The organism is Sinorhizobium fredii USDA 257, from assembly GCF_000265205.3.
GTDB classification, from domain to species: Bacteria; Pseudomonadota; Alphaproteobacteria; order Rhizobiales; family Rhizobiaceae; genus Sinorhizobium; species Sinorhizobium fredii_B.
This window is the reverse complement of record NC_018000.1, coordinates 3,450,419-3,469,018: the sequence shown is the minus strand read 5'-3', so window position 1 is coordinate 3,469,018 and position 18,600 is coordinate 3,450,419. Positions and strand designations below refer to the sequence as shown.

The following is an 18,600-nucleotide window of genomic DNA, read 5'->3' as shown; positions in this document are numbered from 1 at the left end:
GCGAATGCGGGCACAAAGCGCCTGCACCTTATCTCTTTTCCGCAAAGTCGCTACAGCTTGTGAACGGTTACCCCGGGGCAGGCGCTGCGGGCGATATCGCACAGGTGTTCGTGGTGCGTCAGATAGATCACCTGGCCGACCCGCGCCATCTCGGCCATCAGATCGAAGGCCCGGCCGGCGCGATTGTCGTCGAAGGTTTCCATGATGTCGTCGGCGATGAAAGGCAGCGTCTCGCGGGCCGCCGCGACCTCGTGGTAGCCGGCGATCCTCAGCGCCAGGTAGAGCTGGAAGCGCGTGCCTTTCGAGAGATCGCCTGCGAGCTTCGATCCGCCCACAGCCGTGTTGGCGATCAGGAATTCCTGCCCCTTGTCGGCCTCAGTCGAGAGGCCGGCATACTCACCGCCGCTGATATGCGAAAATGTCCGGGAGGCGCGCTGCATCATGGCGCTGCGATGGCGCTCGCGAAACAGCCTCAGCGCATGCTCGGCGGCAACGACGCCCGCTTTCAGCCTCAGATAACCAACCGCCTTATGCTCGATCTCGAGCAGGATCGTCCGCTGCTTCTGCTCGAGTTCAGCCACCCTGTCGCCGCCCTCGATTTCCGCGAGTGCCCTTTCCTTGTTTCTCACTTCCGAATGCAGCTCGCTGACATCACGATCGGCGACATCGATCGCTTCCTCGAGCCGGGCGAGCTCAAGCCTGAGCTCCGCTTCATCCACACCAGCGAGGATAAATTCGGCCTCGCTGCTCGTGGCTGTGCCGAGCCTGGTCACCAGGTCATCTTCAAACTCTGCGCATCTCTGCCGTTGCCTCTCCTGCTCGCGAACCGCCTCCAGGCAGAACCCGGCCTCTTCGAGCGTCCCGCATCCGAAGAAGTCGAGAATCACCTGCCTCATCGCCAGATGCTGCTTCTCTTCACTTCGCAGCAATCGAAGGGCCTCTTCCAGGCGTACGATATTGCCCGAAGCATCGAGGCGTCGCCCTTCCTGACGCTGCGCCGCCGCAATGCGGTCACGCAGCGACGCGTAGAGCTCGAGCGGATCGCCCCCTCCCCGCTCCGCCACTTCGCGGGCGAGATCCGCGATCGCCTCGGCAAAGCTCTTCTGATCCTTCCGCATGGCTGCAATGCGATGGTCGAGTTCGGTCTTCCTCTGCATCAGCTTGTCGAAATCCTGCAGCACGGCGAGCGCCGGGCCGATTTCGTGCGGAGGCGGCCGATCGGTGCGGCCCCCAAGCCAGGTCGCGGCGAGCGCCCCCGACCACGCCTCTTGCCAGCCGACCATGGCGGCCTCGGCGGCGGCGAGAACCGTCTCCCGGTTTTCCATGGCTTCGGACGCGCGGCGAAGCTGCGCAAGAGCCGCGCCGTGGGCCGCCACCGCACTTTGCGCACGGGAGACGATTTGTTCCGCAGCCACGAGGAGTTCATCGAGCCGGTCCGGCAAGTAATCGGTCACGCCGAGCCGCAGCAATTCCTCCCGCAACGCGCGTGTCGCCGCCTGCTCTTCCGAAGAGGCCGTGTCGCGCGCCTGGCACGCGGCGCGCAGATCGGCGCGCAACTCGAGCGCCGCCGCTCGCGTGGCAAGCCAGGCCTCCAGATGCGGCACCAGCTTCACGTTAGGCAAACCGCTTGCGGTTGCGGCAGCAGCCACCGTCGCACCCAACCGCTCACCCTGTTCGGACAAGGCCGCTCTTTGTCTCTCGAGCGCCTCACGACGAGCGCGCCTTTCCGAAATCGCGAGAGCGAGGCCGCGCATCTCGGCCACCCGCTCGGCATGGGCCAGACGAAGTGCCACGGCGGCATCGTCATCCCTCATTGCGGCCTCGAATGCGCCTGCCGTCCCCTCGTCAAGGCTGGAGCGATGCAATTGCCAGGCAAAGTCCCGGCGCCGGCGCAGCGCGCCCGCCGTCGCGTCATCCACAGCCGCGCCGTCCGCCGCCATTGCGGCGAGCCGCGCCTCGTCCCCCGCCTCGCGCTCGCGCTCGTCGCCGATCCGATCGTCGAGCCGCAATTGCCGCTCCGAGAGGGCCGCTTCCTCCGCCCTCCACATGGCGACGACACCGGCCGCGGGAACAGGAAGCCTCGCCAGTTCATCGGCATCGCCGGCGAAAGGCCGCAGCCTGTCCCTTGCATCGGCAAGTGCTGCCTCCAGCCGGTCGATCTCCCTGGTCGCGGCCTGCTGACGCAACAGGCAATCATTCTGGCGCAACACATGCAGCCGTTCGATGAGGATGCCGGTATCGGCGACGCCGCCCTTGAGCCGGTCCAGCTCGCGTTCCGACTGGGCGCGATTGCGCCTTGCACTGTCGAGCTCCTCGCGCGCCGATGCCAGCTTTTCCGAAAGGCCGGCATGCTGACGAATCAGTTCCTGGAGTCGAGCAGCCCGTGTGGTCGGCAGTACCAGCGAAACGGGATCGGGATTGTCAGCCTCGCCGAGACGGATGAGACATGCGCGGATCTCGGCCGAGGTCCTTGCCAGTTCGTCCAGTCGCGACGGCATATCGCGGGCGGCCGTCTGGTAGCGGGCGTCGAGTGCCGAATCACGCAGCGCCTCGAACCGCCCCGCGAGCGCAAGCGCCTCATCGTCCCGCGGCAGTCCTTCGAGTTCCGCCCGGCGCTGTGCCAGCTCTTCGTCCAGTTGCCGCAGTCGGGTGGCGATTTCGACCTCCTGCCTGCGGAGCGCCGGCAGGTCGTTCCACCAATCTTGCGGCGGGACCGGCAACGCCTGCATCTCCGCAAGCTGTTCCCGCGCATTGCTTAGCCTTGCCAGGAGCGGCAGTGCCTCGAGCTCGACGCGCAGCCGATCCCGTCTGACGCGCAGTTCGGCGCGCTGCCGCGCTGCCGCATCATGGCGTTCCCGCGCTTTCGTCAGCGCCTTGCGAAGATCGGCATACTCGCGCGCATTGACGTCGACAGCTTTGCGCTCTGACTTAAGGGCGTCCAACTCCGCCTTCAGTTCCGCTAGCCGATGCTTGCGCGCCTGGGGGCGAAAAAAGGCATCCGCTTCGGCGCGCAGGTTGGCGAGCACCGCGCCGCTGTCCGGCAGGCCGGAGCTTGCCGAAAACAACAGCGAACCCAGCTCCCCCTCGCTCTTGAGGATGGCCTCCCCACCCTCCTCGATGCTGTCGTCGTCGAGCGAGAACATCATGCGATAGGTGTCGCGGTCGATCGATCCGAGAGCCGCGGAGAAGAGGTTGTCCGGCAGCGGCTGCTCGTCGGGACCGACGAGACTGTTTGCGTTGCGCTTGATCCGATAGGCGTGATGCCTCTTGCCGCCGGCCTCCACGACGCCGCCGATCCGCATCGTCGGGTAGGGATGCAGGAAGCCATAGGGACTGACGCGCTCGATGCCGAAGAGGAGATCGAGGAAGCCCGAGAACAAGGTCGATTTGCCCGCTTCGTTCGGGCCGTAGATCAGGTGGAAATCGGGCTCTCCCGACCTGGCGGCGCCGAAATCGAGGCTGCGCCCGGTGAACTTGCCGTAACGGACGAGATCCAGCTGTTGCAGCCGCATCAGTCGATGCCATCGATGGCGCTGCGGCCATGGAGATGCGACAGGACGTCGGCGCTTCCGGAAAGGGCCGCGTTCTCGACGAGATCGTCGAGCCCTTCCTCGTCGGCGGCGAGCAGGTTCCGCAGTTCCGCAGGCAGATGCGGCAACAGCTCCTCGGCGACGGCGCGCATGTCGGCGCGGAAGGCAAAGGCCGACAACACTTCGTTCTCGACGAGCGCCGTCAGTTCGCCAATCGGATCGGCAGCGACGCGGCCCGCATGCTTGCTGCAGCCCGCAAACAGGGTCTCGACCTTCTCGACCCAGCATCGGCCCTGCCCGGCTGCGATGTTCTCCAACTCTCCTTGCAGGAGATCGAAATCCCGCCGCAGCCGCCAGGAAAGCGGTGTCGCGCCCGTCAGCGTAATCCGCAGGATGAGATCGGCTTCCGGTTGGCTCTTGCGAAGCAGGGCGAGCTGCCTGCCAACCGTCTCGAGCATGTCGCGCCAGTCCGCGGTTCCCGTCAGGTCGATCGAGACCCGCTCGAACACCGCCGCGCCCACCGGCCGCTCTTCCAGTGTCACCTCACCGTCGTCGTCGATCATCACGATCGTGACGCCCTTCACCCCCGATTCGTTGATATCGCGTCCCTGCGGCATGCCAGGCATGACGATACAGGGGCTCTCGCTGTGGACCTGCCGCTGGTGGACGTGGCCGAGGGCCCAGTAATCGTAGCCGTGTGCCCGAAGGTCGGCGACGCTGCAGGGGGCGTAGGGATCATGGCCCGCCGAACCGGCGAGGCTCGTGTGCAGCATGCCGACGTTGATGGCATCCGCAACGGGGGGGTGGAAATGCGGCAGCAGGCTTTCCGGCGCATGCGGGTCGGAAAAGCTCATGCCGTGGATATGGACGGATCTGCCGTTCTCCAGAATCTTGGCGACGACCGGCTTGCCGCGCCCCGGAAAGACATGCACCGACGGCGGCAGCGTCAGCTCGCGCGTCACTTGCGACTGGGCGTCGTGATTGCCGCGGATGATGAAGGTGCGGATGCCCGCCTCGTCGAGGCGGCGGAGCTCGCCCGCGAGGAAAAGTGCCGTATTCATCGAGGTCTGATTGCCGTCATAGAGATCGCCGGCGATCAGCAGCGCATCGACTCCTTCGGCAATACAGAGATCGACGATGCGCACCAGGGCATTGCGGGTGGCGCCCCGGACGATCCCGGCAAGCTCCTCGTTTCGCAGTGCCAGGCTGCGTAAGGGCGAATCGAGATGGAGATCTGCGGTATGAACAAATCGGAAGGGCATGGCCGACCATGGCTGCCCCTGAATAGCGCGTCAATGGCGCGCGGGGCTATAGCCCAACCTCAGCTGTGGGCAACGTTCCGCAACTGTCCAAGTGGGCCGCATCCGCGCCCAGCAGGCTCCCCGATTATCGGTTTTGTAACGTCTTGCCCGGTAGTTTTCCCGGCGGGAACGCCTTTGGGCATTTTCAGCACCGGAATGATTCCTGCTTCGGCATCCGCTCCGTCATGACGATCAAGAGCCGGAACAGTTCACCAAGATTTGCGGATGCTATTCCGGAGTTGTCCATGTCCCGCCTGAAGATATCGCATACGCTGATCGGCCTTTTCGTTCTGGTCGTCGTTATCGTCGCAGCACTTGCCCTCTCCTCGATGAACAGCATTCGCATGCTGAACGAGCGAAACAACGAGCTTGCCGACAGCTGGTTGCCACGCGTTTCGCTAGCGCGCGCTCTCGAAACCCAGCTCTCGGACACACGGATGGCTTTCGCGCGCCACCTGATCTCGCTCACCCCGTTCGAGAAGAAACGGGCGGAAAAGGTCATCGGCGAGACTGTCGCCGGTTTCGGCAAGCTCTCGGAAGAGTATGCGGTTCTCGCGACTTCGGATGCCGACAAGGCGGCACTTGCCGAGGTGCATGCGGCCTATCAGGCCTATCTGTCGACCGCCGACAGTATGCTGAAATACTCCAACAACCTCGAGAACATGAAGGCCCAGGGCGTTTTCAAGGTCGAGATGGCGGCGACCGAAAAGAAGATCGATGAGGCGATCGACGAAGTGCTTGCCTCTAATCTTGCTGGTGCGGATGCCGCCGTTGCCGCAAGCGCCGCGACACATGAGCAGGCCATGACGATGGAAACCGTGGTCATCGGTTTTGCCGCCCTCGTCGTTCTGGGCGCAATCGCCTATGCCGTCCGCGGCGTCGCTCGCCCGATCCGGATCATCACCGCCGCGATGGCGAAACTTGCCGGTGGCGATACGGCAAGCAGCATTCCCCACGGCGGCCGCAAGGACGAGATCGGTGAAATGGCTCGTGCCGTCGAAATCTTCCGCCAGGCGGCGATCACTAATCACAAGCTCGAGGAGGAAGCCCGCCTCCAGCGCGCCGAATCGGAAGCCGAGCGTCAAAAGGTGACAGAGGAAGCCGAAGCGGCGGCACAGCGGCGCCTCCAGGAAGCGAGAGCGGGTCTCGCCAACGGCCTTCGGCGGCTGGCCAGCGGCGACCTCGCCTTCGAGCTCGACGAAGCTTTCGCGCCCGACTTCGAACCGCTGCGGCACGACCTGAACCAGGCGGTCGCCCAGCTCGCCGACACGCTCTCCGCCGTCGCGACGAGCTCGAGCAGCATCGACGGGGGCGCGCGCGAAGTGAGCCACAGCGCCGACGACCTGTCGCGGCGGACCGAGCAGCAGGCGGCATCGCTCGAAGAAACCGCCGCCGCGCTCGATCAGATCACGGTCAATGTCTCCAATTCCTCGAAGCGCACCAATGAAGCGCGTGCAGTGGCGAGTCAGGCGAACGCTAGCGCCCACAAGTCCGGCGCAATCGTTTCCGCCGCGATCGACGCGATGGGGCGGATCAAGCATTCCTCCAGCCAGATTTCCAACATCATCGGCGTCATCGACGAGATCGCCTTCCAGACGAACCTCCTGGCGCTCAATGCCGGCGTCGAAGCGGCGCGCGCCGGCGACGCCGGCAAGGGTTTCGCCGTCGTCGCCCAGGAGGTCCGGGAGCTTGCCCAGCGCTCCGCCAACGCAGCCAAGGAAATCAAGGAGCTGATCCGCAACTCGGCGAACGAAGTCGAAAGCGGCGTTCGGCTCGTGCGCGAAACAGGCGAAGCCCTTCGCACCATCGAGAGCTTTATCGTCACGATCAACGAACACATGGACGCCATTGCGGTTTCGGCCCAGGAGCAGTCCGCCGGCCTTTCCGAAGTCAATATGGCAGTCAACCAGATGGACCAGGTGACGCAGCAGAACGCGGCTATGGTCGAGGAAGCCAATGCCGCCAGCGCCACCCTGGCACAGGAGGCCGGCCGCCTGCGCGAACTGATCGGCCGCTTCACGCTGGCTGGAACAACGGACAATGGCCACGGCTGGACCCAAGGCCGAACATCCGGACCGCGCCTCGCCGCTTAATTTTAATCTAGGCTCAGCCGGCAGCAATTCTTCGTCACGCCAGTTCAACGGCCCTCAAATCCGAGCGCCGTTTCTCTTCGTGAGGCCCTGTCCGTAAGAATTAGGAGGTTTTTGTCGACAAATACGGCGATCGTCACTAAATATAGTCCAACTGCCATTTGACATGGCACCTCACCATATCTCAACGGTATTCATGAAGACGACATTCGAAGTCTCCGACAAGCTGTTCGAACTCTACCATCGCGTCCATCGCCTGGTAAACGAGTCGATGACCGAGGAAGGTGTATCGCTTGCCCGAAGCAAGTTCCTGTTCTTCCTGAGCAAACTCGGCCCTTGCCGCTCCACCGATATCGCCTGCGCCTTGAACTTCGCCCCCAGAACCGTGACGGAAGCGATCGACGGGCTGGAGCGCGATCGTCTGGTGATGCGCAAGCCCGATCCGGACGATCGCCGTGCAAAGATCGTCTCGATCACCGAGACCGGCCGGGCCGTCCTCCAGGCGGCGGAACATCCGCGCAAGCAACTTCTCGAGGAAATCTTCTCGGCCCTGGACGACGAGCAGCTCGATCAGCTCTACGAGATCGTTGGCAAGCTCGTCGACAAGACCGATGAAATCCGCAAGCGCAAGGAAGCGGAGGAAGAGGCCGAAATCGCTGCCGCGCGTTGATCGTGCAGGCTCGGGCCGAACACGGTACCAAAAACAAGGGGCTGGGTCGTCATGTCCCGGCCTCTTCCGTTTTCTCCCGGCCGACGCTTACATCGCGTTAATTGCGCCAATGGAGAAGAACAGGGTCTCGCCGGACGAGTCGTCGACGCCGTCATTATCCGTGACGACGTAGCCGTTTCCAGCCGCATCGACCGTGAAGCCCTCCACCTTGTCGACCACATAGCCATTCAGCGACTTCAGCTCGGGAATGAGATCGCGCACCTCTTCCTTCTTGACGACCGGCAGTTCGCCGCCGAGCGCGGCGGGTTTCAGATCGGCAAGCGCGACGCGGTAGAGCTTCTTGAGCTTCGCCGCTTCGCCGATCAGATTGTCGCGCTCGATGAGATAGGCGTAGTCGCCATGGACGGAGATCTCCGAAAGACCGACCCATCCTTCCTCGGACTTGTCGAGCGGGTAGCGCACCGCGCCCCACTCTTCCTTCGCCGGCTTGTAGGAGACGAGCTTGACGAAGCCCTTCTCATCGTCCTTCCACTCGCGCTGAACCGCCATCCAGAGCGTCAGGTCGTCCCCTTCGCCAACGGCCGTGATCCCTTCGAAGCCGTAGCGAATTTCGTTGGCGGCGAGCTCTGCCGGAAGGGCAATCTCCTGCTTGATGTCGCCCTTCTTGTTCACGTGGAAGAGCGCGTGGCTATAAAGCTTGTCCGCGTTGCCTTCGGACGCCAGCCAGAATCCGCCTTCGCCGTCATTTGCGACGCCTTCGATGTCGAGCTTTTGCGCGGCTGCGCCATCGCGGGTGATCGGCAGCGCCTCGGTGATCAGCGCCGGCTTCTGCGTCGCATCGACCGTGAAAATCGTCGGCTGCGAGGAGAGGACGGAATCGTTGACCGCCCTGAGGATGCCCGGCTTGTCCTCTACCGCCGCAAGGCCGGACAGCGCGCCGAACCCGATCGGCAGACCGTTCTTCTCCGCGGAGCGAATCTGCGGGTAGGCGGCCTCCCCTTCCCTGCGCTCATAGATCATCACATGCGCCCGCGCGCCGTCGTCCTCGACGAGGTCGACCTCGTTGGCGGTCGCAAACAGATTGCGGCCGGGGATGGCGATCGCACCTTCGGGCGAGATTCCGGACGGCAGAAGCTGGAGCAGTTCCGGTTCCGCGCCGGTGTCCCGGTAAACGCCGACGATGGAGGCGCGCTCGGAGAGCACGAAGAAGAGCTTGTCGTCGCCGTATTGCGCCATTTCCAGGCCTTCCGGCTCGATGCCCTTCGCCGACGAGCGCTTCTCCGGATAGTGGCCGATCTGCGCGATCGCGTGTTCGAGGCTAGCACCGGACTCGAACAAAGCCTTGCCGGTCGCGTCAAAGATCGTAAAGCCGCGGGCGCCGCCTACGTAGTCGCCTTCATTGGCGACCACCAGGCGGTTGTCGTCGAGCCATTTGACGGCATCGGGCTCACGTTTGCGGCCAGCCTGTTCGCCCGTAAAGGCGATGGCGCCGTCACGCTTGGCGTCGACGTTGTTGAGATCCACCGTCCCGGCGGAGAAATGCGCCTTCACCGTCGCCGACTTGCCATCGATTATGACGATGTGATTGTTTTCCTGCAGGGTGAGCGCAATCTCGTCCTTGCCGTTGAAGGCGACGAATTCCGGCTCCGGATCCTCACCGGCGACTTCGGCAAGTCCGGTGAGCGCCACATGCTTGATCGTCGCGCAATCCGCGACTCCGTCCTTCAGCGACAGGATCACGAGGTCGCCCGCCGGCATCTGCGGGATTTGCCCGTCGTTGACCTCCTCGTCGCGCTCGTTCTCGATGGCGATCGCGGCAAGCGTCCGATCCTTGTTGACCGCTACGGAATCCGGCTGGCCGCCGAGATTGCAAGTGGCGTCAACCCTTTTCGTCGCGATATCGACGACGGCAAGCAGGCCGGAGGGTTTGGTGAAGCTTTCGCGCGTGTTGACGGCGACCAGAGCCTTCGCGTCGGCGACCGCGACCGACGTCGGCTCGCCGTCGAAGGGAACGATGCCATCAGCCTTCGGCATCCGGGCGTCGGTGATGTTGATGAAGCCAATGCGCTTGCCGGGGCTATCCGTATAAATGAGCGTCTTGCCGTCGTCGCTGGCGGTGATGATTTCCGCCGATGTCGGCGCCTTTCGGTCGGCGCCTTGGGGCAGGTTGCCGGCGACGGCAAAGGATGCAATGCGGTTAAAGACCTGTTCGGCCCGAGCGGCGGGTGCCGTCGATGCGGCCAGCGCCGTGGCCAAGGCAGCGGTTATGGAAAAAGCCCTCATTTGTCCCTCCTGTCGCGGCGCGCGCCCGGGGATCGGGCATTCCGACACCGCGGTGTTAACCGGAATCGGTACTCGCCACCTTCCGAATGGGAGGCTTGTGCAACCGTCCTGTAACAGCCCGATGACAGCGGAGGTTGAAATGAAAAGAGGCCCGGATCGACCGGGCCCCAATCAACCTGCCGACGATCCTGCGACGAGGAGCGGCAGATGGAACATGAACCTTTGCGGCCTCTGTAGCGGCGCCGCCAAGCAGAGGCCGTACCGGCATCGTCCAGATCCTTGCGGACCTGAAACGCGTCCGATTAGTTGACGGCGTCCTTCAGGCCCTTGCCGGCCGTGAACTTCGGCACGTTGCGCGCCGGGATGTCAACTTCCGCACCCGTCGACGGGTTGCGGCCCTTGCTCGCTTCGCGACGGCTCACGGAGAAGTTGCCGAAGCCGACGAGACGAATGTCGCCACCGCTCTTCAGTTCGCCCTGAATGGTCTCAAACACTGCGTCAACAGCGGAAGACGCATCGGCCTTGGAAAGTCCGGCCTTCTCCGCAACGGCAGACACGAGCTCATTTTTGTTCATGTTTCCACCCCTTTCATATTGGTTCGAAACGACTGTCTTTTAAGCCGGGGCGGCTTGCGCACGCCCACGTCTTGCCATTCCCAATTGCGCCGAATCCCTTGAAATGCAAGGCTTAGAGGGTGCTTTTACAACAGAAAAGACCGGCAAATGGCCGGTCTTTTCCGTTTTTCTCGGCAAAGGGCGCAAGAGGGACACAGTCTCGGCCCTCTTTGCGCATTTTCAGTGGGCGATCGAGGCCCCCGCTTCGTCCTGCGAATCGACCGGCGAAATGGTGCTGGCGTGGCTTGCCGGGTCCCATTCGATCGGCTCGGGACGCCGCGTCAATGCGTGCTCGAGCACCTCGCCCATCCGCGAAACCGGGATGATTTCGAGGTTGTTCTTCACATTGTCCGGGATCTCGGCGAGATCCTTGGCGTTCTCTTCGGGGATCAGCACCTTCTTGATGCCGCCACGCAGCGCCGCCAACAGCTTCTCCTTCAAACCGCCGATCGGCAGGACGCGGCCACGCAGGGTGATCTCGCCGGTCATCGCCACATCCTTGTGGATCGGAATGCCGGTCATCACCGAGACGATTGCCGTCGCCATGGCAACGCCGGCGGATGGGCCATCCTTCGGCGTCGCACCTTCCGGCACGTGCACGTGGATGTCGCGCTTGTCGAAGAGCGGCGGCTCGATGCCGAAATCGATCGCACGCGAGCGGACATAGGATGCCGCCGCCGAAATCGATTCCTTCATAACGTCGCGCAGGTTGCCGGTGACCGTCATGCGGCCCTTGCCGGGCATCATCACGCCTTCGATCGTCAGCAGTTCGCCGCCGACCTCGGTCCAGGCGAGACCCGTGACAACGCCCACCTGATCGTCGCGCTCGGCTTCACCATGACGGAAGCGCGGCACGCCGAGATAGTCGTTGACGTTGTCGGCCGTCACCTCGACCTTCTTGGTCTTGCCCTTGAGGATCTCGGTCACTGCCTTGCGGGCAAGCTTCATCAGCTCGCGTTCGAAGTTGCGAACGCCCGCTTCGCGTGTGTAGGTCTGGATCACCGCCATCAGCGCGCCGTCGGTCACGGAGAATTCGTTCGGCTGCAGCGCATGATCGCGGATCGCCTTCGGCAGCAGGTGTCGCTTGGCGATCTCCAGCTTTTCCTCCTCCGTGTAGCCGGCGATACGGATGACTTCCATGCGGTCCATCAGCGGCGGCGGAATGTTCAGCGTGTTCGCCGTGGTGATGAACATCACGTTCGAGAGGTCGTATTCAACCTCGAGATAGTGATCCATGAAGGTCGAGTTCTGTTCCGGATCGAGTACTTCCAGAAGCGCCGAAGACGGATCGCCACGGAAGTCCTGGCCCATCTTGTCGATCTCGTCGAGCAGGAAGAGCGGGTTGGACCGCTTGGCCTTCTTCATCGACTGCACGACCTTGCCCGGCATGGAGCCGATATAGGTCCGGCGGTGACCACGGATCTCCGCCTCGTCGCGAACGCCGCCGAGAGCCATGCGGATATATTCGCGGCCTGTCGCCTTGGCGATCGACTTGGCAAGCGAGGTCTTGCCGACGCCCGGAGGGCCGACGAGGCACAGGATCGGACCCTTGATCTTCGTGGAGCGCGCCTGCACGGCCAGATACTCGACGATGCGCTCCTTGACCTTGTCGAGACCGAAGTGATCCAACTCCAACACCTTCTCGGCGTGGTTGAGGTCGGTCTTGATCTTTGACTTCTTGCCCCAGGGCAGGCCCAGAAGCCAATCCAGATAGTTGCGCACGACGGTCGCTTCCGCAGACATCGGGCTCATCTGGCGCAGCTTCTTCAGCTCCGCGTCGGCCTTCTCACGGGCTTCCTTGGAAAGTTTCGTCTTGGCAATGCGCTCCTCGAGTTCGGCCATCTCGTCGCGGCCGTCCTCGCTGTCGCCGAGCTCCTTCTGAATCGCCTTCATCTGTTCGTTGAGGTAGTACTCGCGCTGGGTCTTCTCCATCTGCCGCTTGACGCGCGAACGGATTCGCTTTTCGACCTGCAGAACCGAGATCTCGCCTTCCATGAAGCCGAGCGCCTTTTCCAGGCGCATCTTCACGCTGGTCGTCTCGAGCATTTCCTGCTTCTCGACGATCTTGATCGACAGGTGCGAAGCAACCGTATCGGCGAGCTTGGAATAATCATCGATCTGGCTCGCGACACCGACGACTTCCGGGGAAATCTTCTTGTTCAGCTTCACGTAGCTTTCGAATTCGGAGACGACCGAGCGGCTCAGCGCTTCGATCTCGACCGGATCCTCTTCCGGCTCGCGCAGCACATGGGCGACCGCTTCGTAGAAGTCTTCGCGTGCCGTGTAGCGGTCGATCTCCGCCCGTGCGCGCCCCTCGACGAGAACCTTGACGGTGCCATCGGGGAGCTTCAGAAGCTGCAGCACATTGGCAATCGTGCCGACGCGGTAGATCGCAGAAGGCTCCGGATCGTCATCCGTCGCATTGATCTGGGTCGCCAGCATGATCTGCTTGTCGGTGCCCATCACCTCTTCAAGCGCGCGGATGGACTTCTCGCGGCCGACGAAAAGCGGCACAATCATATGCGGGAAGACCACAATGTCGCGCAACGGCAGAACCGGATAGGTCGCGCTTTCGGCCGGAGGCGTTTTGTTCGTCATGTCATTTCCTTTCCGTCCCGATTTCGGGCCCGTTCCCGGGAGCCTCAACGGCACTCCCGGCTGTCAAATTTCCTTCATGAAAGTGGAGTGCAACAGGGGCCTTTTCAAGGCTAGGCGCATTCTCCGCCTCCATGGACAATTCCCGTTTCTTACGCTGAGAGGCTGATGCCGGCCTTACGTGGCTCCCCGGACGCCGGCGCACAAACGCGTTCATTGAATCGTCGTATCATTGCGTTGTTGTGGAGCTTTCGCAACATTCGAATCGCTCGAGCACAATCATTTTAGGGCGAAAGTGTTCGCAAGCTTGCTCCGTCCTCACGAACGACAAGGCGCACGGCGGACAAGAGCCGTGCTGATCTCCACCTTCACATCTTCGCGAGCATCAAGGATGCGCCGTATGCGCACGAAAAAGCCCGCACTCGGGCGGGCTTTTTCGTGCAATTTGAACGTGGCAAGCCGTCAGGCCGAGACGTTGGTCTTCTCTTCGGAGCGATCCGAGTAGATATAGAGCGGCCGGGCGGTTCCCTTGACCACTTCGTCCGAGATCACCACCTCGCGAACCCCCTCGAGCGTCGGCAGTTCGAACATTGTGTCGAGCAGGATTTTCTCCATGATCGAGCGCAGGCCGCGGGCGCCGGTCTTGCGGACGATGGCCCTCTTGGCGATTTCGCGCAGGGCGTCCTCGTGGAAGGTCAACTCGACGTCTTCCATCTCGAACAGCCGTTGGTACTGCTTGACGAGCGCGTTCTTCGGCTCCGACAGAATCTGGATCAGCGCGTCCTCGTCGAGATCCTCGAGGGTCGCGAGAACCGGCAAACGGCCGATGAATTCCGGAATGAGGCCGAACTTGACCAAATCTTCCGGCTCGAGTTCGCGCAGCACTTCGCCGACCCGCCGGTCTTCCGGCGCGCGAACCGTGGCACCGAAGCCGATCGAGGTCTTTTCGCCGCGGGCGGAGATGATTTTATCAAGGCCCGCGAAGGCGCCGCCGCAGATGAACAGGATGTTGGTCGTATCCACCTGCAGGAATTCCTGCTGCGGATGCTTGCGGCCGCCCTGGGGGGGCACGGAGGCCACGGTGCCTTCCATGATCTTCAGCAGCGCCTGCTGCACGCCCTCGCCCGAGACGTCGCGCGTGATCGACGGATTGTCGGACTTGCGCGAAATCTTATCGACCTCGTCGATGTAGACGATGCCGCGCTGGGCGCGCTCGACGTTGTAGTCGGCGGCCTGCAGCAGCTTCAGAATGATGTTCTCGACGTCCTCGCCGACATAGCCCGCTTCCGTCAGCGTCGTCGCGTCGGCCATGGTGAAGGGCACGTCGATGATACGGGCGAGCGTCTGAGCCAGATAGGTCTTGCCGCAACCGGTCGGACCGACCAGCATGATGTTCGACTTGGCCAGTTCCACGTCGCTGCTCTTGGCCGCGTGGGCAAGGCGCTTGTAGTGGTTGTGCACGGCGACGGACAGGATGCGCTTGGCCTGCTGCTGCCCGATGACGTATTCGTCGAGAACCTTGATGATTTCCTGCGGGGTGGGAACGCCATCGCGGGACTTGACCATCGAGGTTTTGTTCTCTTCGCGGATGATGTCCATGCAGAGTTCCACGCATTCATCACAGATGAACACGGTGGGGCCGGCAATCAGCTTGCGCACTTCGTGCTGGCTCTTGCCGCAAAACGAACAATAGAGGGTATTCTTCGAGTCACCGCCGTTGCTGCCGCTGACCTTGCTCATTTTCACTTCCTTCCAGCACGCCGGACACCTTCGGAAAGATATCACGGACCAGTCAATTCGCCTTGCGCGCGATCAAGGCGCCGCGCAGGGTTCCTGGGAGTACTCACCGCCTCAGGGCAATGCCTGATTTCGGTTGCAACGACTCTCCCGTCGAAATCCGCATGCTATACCCTAAACTCCGGCATAGCATTAGCGGTTCATATTAACGGCTTTGCCCTTCCGATAAAGCCCTCAGCCGTTACAAATGTGTCACAACCGCATCTGCGGCGTGATTTCAACCCTATTCACTGCCCTCTGCAGCTTCGCGCGAGGTGATTACCTTATCGATCAGACCCCAATCGAGCGCCTCGTCGGCACTCATGAAATGGTCGCGATCGAGCGTCTGGTCGACTTCCTCGTAGGTGCGGCCGCAATGCTTGACATAGACCTCGTTCAGGCGGCGCTTCATCTTGAGAATGTCTCTGGCATGCCGCTCGATGTCGGAGGCCTGCCCCTGGAAGCCGCCGGAGGGCTGGTGCACCATGATGCGCGCATTGGGCGTCGCAAAGCGCATGTCCTTGTGGCCGGCCGCCAGCAGCAACGAGCCCATCGACGCTGCCTGACCGATGCAGAGCGTCGATACCGCCGGCTTGATGAACTGCATGGTGTCGTAGATCGCCATGCCAGCCGTCACGACGCCGCCCGGCGAGTTGATGTAGAGGGCGATTTCCTTCTTCGGGTTCTCGGCTTCCAGGAAGAGCAATTGCGCGCAGACGAGCGTCGCCATGTGGTCTTCGACGGGGCCCGTAAGGAAGATGATGCGCTCCTTGAGCAGCCGCGAATAGATGTCGTAGGACCGTTCGCCGCGGTTGGTCTGCTCAACAACCATCGGCACCAGCGCCATGGCCGTATCAACTGGATTTCTCATATCGAACCTTCATAGTCGGGCCCGCAATCCCTTCGCGGACCGGGAATCATTGGATAAGCCTCAGTCCTTACATAGAGTGTCAATGCCCTTCACTTCAAGTCGCGAACATTCGATAAGCTTAATGGTCGCAGCGCTTCGGACCAACGTTTTTCATTGACCGCGGCGACCTGACGATAGAACATTTTCCAGCGTTGCCGCCCGATGGCGTGCCCATTGCCGCCTTGCTCACAGGCATTCGCGAAGTCGCGGTAAACGATCCGTAAAACCGAAGTCCTTGTTATCAGAGTTGGGATTCGAGCGGCAAGAAGCGGATCGCTCCGGCAATCAGGCGGCGATGGGCGCCCGCGTCCGGCTCCCGTCCGAGCAGCCGTGTCGCTCCGTTCGCCCGGTCGCGCCAGACGAGCCTTCCGCCTTCGAGCGCCAACCGATAACTCCTCTCCGGCAGCGTCTCCTCGTCGAAAATGGACTGGAGTTCGGCAGCCAGTGCCTCGTCGGAGAAAATCACCCCCATCTCCGTATTGAGAGAGGCGGAACGCGGATCGAAGTTCATCGATCCCACATAACCGGACTTGCCATCGACGACGAAAGCCTTGGTGTGCAGGCTGGCATTGCGCGCCCCGAACAGCGACATGCGATGGCGATCGATCACGTCGCCGTCTTCCTTCAGCTCGTAAAGATCGATGCTCCCCTCCAGCAGGCCCTTGCGGTATTTCATATAGCCGCCATGCACGGCGGCAACGTCCGTCGCCGCCAGTGAATTCGTGAGCACCGCCACCCGCACGCCCTTCTTCGCGAGCGCCGTCAGTTGGCGCGTTCCCTCGGCGCCAGGAATGAAATAGGGGGACATGATGCGCAGGTCGCACTCGGCGCCATTGATCAGCGGAAAAAGCTCGCGCAGCAACCAGTTCTGCCGCTTCTGCATCAGCGCCTTTTCCGGCGGATCGAAAGCCAGGCGGACGCCGGCGCTGCGGTGAAGCCTGCGGCTGCCCCAATAGAGATCCGCTGCTGTCTCCGCATCGCCCACCCGTTCCAGATAGAAGCGGGCCGCCGCGGTCCGCGCCAGCGCATCGAGCGTTTCGCGCAGCGCCGGCAGGTAGTGCTTGCGCGGTGTCCGAAGCGCCGCGATCGGCAACACGGATGCACTGTTCCAATATTGATCGAACATGGCCGTCGCCTGATCGACCACCGGTCCCGTCATCCAGACATCCAGGTCGCGGAAGTTTGACAGTTCGGCGGCATCGAAATACGCGTCGCCTATATTCCGTCCGCCGGCAATGGCCACCCGGCCGTCGGCGATCCACAACTTGTTGTGCATCCGCCGCGTGGCGCTCAAGGCGCGGACCGCCATTTCGAAGCCACGGCGGAAACGGTCGGTCCGCGCCCGGCTAGGATTGAAGAGGCGCACATCGACATTCGGATGCGCGTCAAGCGCGATGCATAGCCGGTCGTGGATGCCGGCATTGATGTCGTCGAGCAGCAGCCGCACACGCACGCCACGCTCGGCCGCCTGAATGATTTCGCGGGTCAGAAGAAACCCCGTCAGTTCGTCCTTCCAATAATAATATTGCAGGTCGAGGCTGCGGCCGGCCGATCGCGCCGAATGGGCGCGCGCGACGAAGGCCTCGATATTGTCCGAAATCAGGGCGACGGCGCATTCGCCGGAGTGGGCGGCAAGAAGCGATGCGACGCTTTCATCGATCCGGGTCGGCTCCCCGGTGAGAGGCAGGGCAAAGGATGGCGGCGCCTGCGGACGGCGCCCGAATACGCCATAGACATATAGTGTCGCGGCAGCGACAAGACCGAGGAGAACGGCAAGAAAGAACGCAATCCAGAAGAACATGCACGCGGTCCACAGCATCGGCTGCGTCTTCAGACTCGCCGGGGCTCCTTCAACATCTTGAATAGTCGAGAGATTTTACTCGAAAAATGGTGTCGATTTAAGGGGCTGCTCAAGCGGGCCTTCACGCCGGCTCCAAATCGATCAACCCGGAGCGGTCATCGGTACCGCCTTCCTTGAGAGCGGCCTTCAGGTCGATCGATGCCTTCACCGGAAGGTGATCGGAGGCCACCCGCGCGAGCGGCGTGTCGTGTACCGACACTGAAGTCACAAGATGATGCGGATTGCCAAGCACGCGATCGAGGGGGAACAGTGGGAAGCGCGACGGAAAGCTCGCGACCGTCGCATGGCTCGGGTCGAAGATGGGACTGAGGAAGGTGAGCGACGAACGCTTCCCCATGCGCCATTCGTTGAGGTCGCCGATGAGCAGCGTCGGCCGGCCGACGCCATCGGCCGCGACCCGCAGAATAGTCTCTGCCTGGCGCGCCCGGGAGTGACGCAACAGGCCAAGATGGGCGGCGATCACCCTGAGCGGTCCGACCTTCAGGTCGAGATCGACGACCAGCGCGCCCCGCGGCTCGACGCCCGGAAGTTTCAATTGCCGAACGTCCGATACGGCACCTTCCCTGAGCAAAAGGACATTGCCGTGCCACCCATGCCCTTTTTCCGAGAAAGGAGAAATCGGCACCGACACAAGATGAGCCTCGCGTCGCAGATGCTCGAGATCCAGAAGCCCGGCGCGTTCGCCGAACCGCTGATCGGCCTCCTGGAGGGCGACGATGTCCGCGCCAATTTCGCCGATGACCTGGGCGATGCGGCCTGGATCGAACCGGCCGTCGGTGCCGACGCATTTGTGGATATTATAGGAGGCGATCACGACATCGCCACGGCTCACGGCCGCGTCGCGATTGACCACGGTCGGCCGCCGTTTTCGGATCGCGGCCATGATGCCCGCGGAAAAACTGCCTTGCGTTCTTGCCATGCCGTTCCCTGCTGCTGCCGCATCATGCTCAATGAGGCCGATCATTGCCAC

The 18,600-nt window shown here is 62.5% G+C and carries 11 protein-coding genes; 2 read left to right on the top strand and 9 right to left on the bottom strand.

Going from position 1 to position 18,600, the window contains the following annotated elements:
- Positions 1-50: 50 nt before the first annotated feature.
- The gene (locus tag USDA257_RS16000) at positions 51-3,512 is read right to left on the bottom strand and encodes an ATP-binding protein (RefSeq protein ID WP_014764019.1); all 3,462 of its coding nucleotides are present in this window, start codon (positions 3,510-3,512) and stop codon (positions 51-53) included.
- Positions 3,512-4,792, bottom strand: a complete 1,281-nt coding sequence (locus USDA257_RS15995) for a metallophosphoesterase family protein (protein WP_014764018.1) — start codon at positions 4,790-4,792, stop codon at positions 3,512-3,514. The genes USDA257_RS16000 and USDA257_RS15995 overlap by 1 nt, the downstream gene beginning before the upstream one ends.
- 284 nt (positions 4,793-5,076) lie before the next feature.
- Between USDA257_RS15995 and USDA257_RS15990 the strand changes: the two genes are divergently transcribed.
- Together USDA257_RS15990 and USDA257_RS15985 are read left to right on the top strand one after the other, a co-directional pair.
- Positions 5,077-6,924: a HAMP domain-containing methyl-accepting chemotaxis protein gene (locus tag USDA257_RS15990; protein ID WP_014764017.1), complete on the top strand. Its 1,848-nt coding sequence runs from the start codon at positions 5,077-5,079 to the stop codon at positions 6,922-6,924.
- Between the two features lie 193 nt (positions 6,925-7,117).
- The gene (locus tag USDA257_RS15985; RefSeq protein ID WP_041414290.1) at positions 7,118-7,591 is read left to right on the top strand and encodes a MarR family winged helix-turn-helix transcriptional regulator; all 474 of its coding nucleotides are present in this window, start codon (positions 7,118-7,120) and stop codon (positions 7,589-7,591) included.
- Positions 7,592-7,678: 87 nt separating this feature from the next.
- Here USDA257_RS15985 and USDA257_RS15980 read toward each other — a convergent pair whose 3' ends face one another.
- The 7 genes from USDA257_RS15980 to USDA257_RS15950 all read right to left on the bottom strand — a co-directional run bounded on the left by USDA257_RS15980 (position 7,679) and on the right by USDA257_RS15950 (position 18,549).
- On the bottom strand, positions 7,679-9,874 hold the full coding sequence (locus USDA257_RS15980) for an esterase-like activity of phytase family protein (protein WP_014764015.1): 2,196 nt from the start codon (positions 9,872-9,874) through the stop codon (positions 7,679-7,681).
- Between the two features lie 302 nt (positions 9,875-10,176).
- Positions 10,177-10,449, bottom strand: a complete 273-nt coding sequence (hupB, locus tag USDA257_RS15975) for a DNA-binding protein HupB (protein ID WP_014764013.1) — start codon at positions 10,447-10,449, stop codon at positions 10,177-10,179.
- 219 nt (positions 10,450-10,668) lie between these two features.
- Positions 10,669-13,086, bottom strand: a complete 2,418-nt coding sequence (gene lon, locus USDA257_RS15970; protein ID WP_014764012.1) for an endopeptidase La — start codon at positions 13,084-13,086, stop codon at positions 10,669-10,671.
- A 459-nt stretch (positions 13,087-13,545) separates the two neighbouring features.
- On the bottom strand, positions 13,546-14,823 hold the full coding sequence (clpX, locus tag USDA257_RS15965; RefSeq protein ID WP_014764011.1) for an ATP-dependent Clp protease ATP-binding subunit ClpX: 1,278 nt from the start codon (positions 14,821-14,823) through the stop codon (positions 13,546-13,548).
- 280 nt (positions 14,824-15,103) lie between these two features.
- A complete protein-coding gene (clpP, locus tag USDA257_RS15960) occupies positions 15,104-15,730 on the bottom strand; it encodes an ATP-dependent Clp endopeptidase proteolytic subunit ClpP (protein WP_014764010.1) in 627 nt (208 codons plus the stop codon).
- Positions 15,731-16,010: 280 nt separating this feature from the next.
- Complete coding sequence (locus tag USDA257_RS15955; RefSeq protein WP_041415326.1) at positions 16,011-17,570, bottom strand: phospholipase D family protein; 1,560 nt, start codon at positions 17,568-17,570, stop codon at positions 16,011-16,013.
- Positions 17,571-17,691: 121 nt separating this feature from the next.
- The gene (locus USDA257_RS15950) at positions 17,692-18,549 is read right to left on the bottom strand and encodes an endonuclease/exonuclease/phosphatase family protein (RefSeq protein WP_014764008.1); all 858 of its coding nucleotides are present in this window, start codon (positions 18,547-18,549) and stop codon (positions 17,692-17,694) included.
- Positions 18,550-18,600 lie beyond the last annotated feature (51 nt).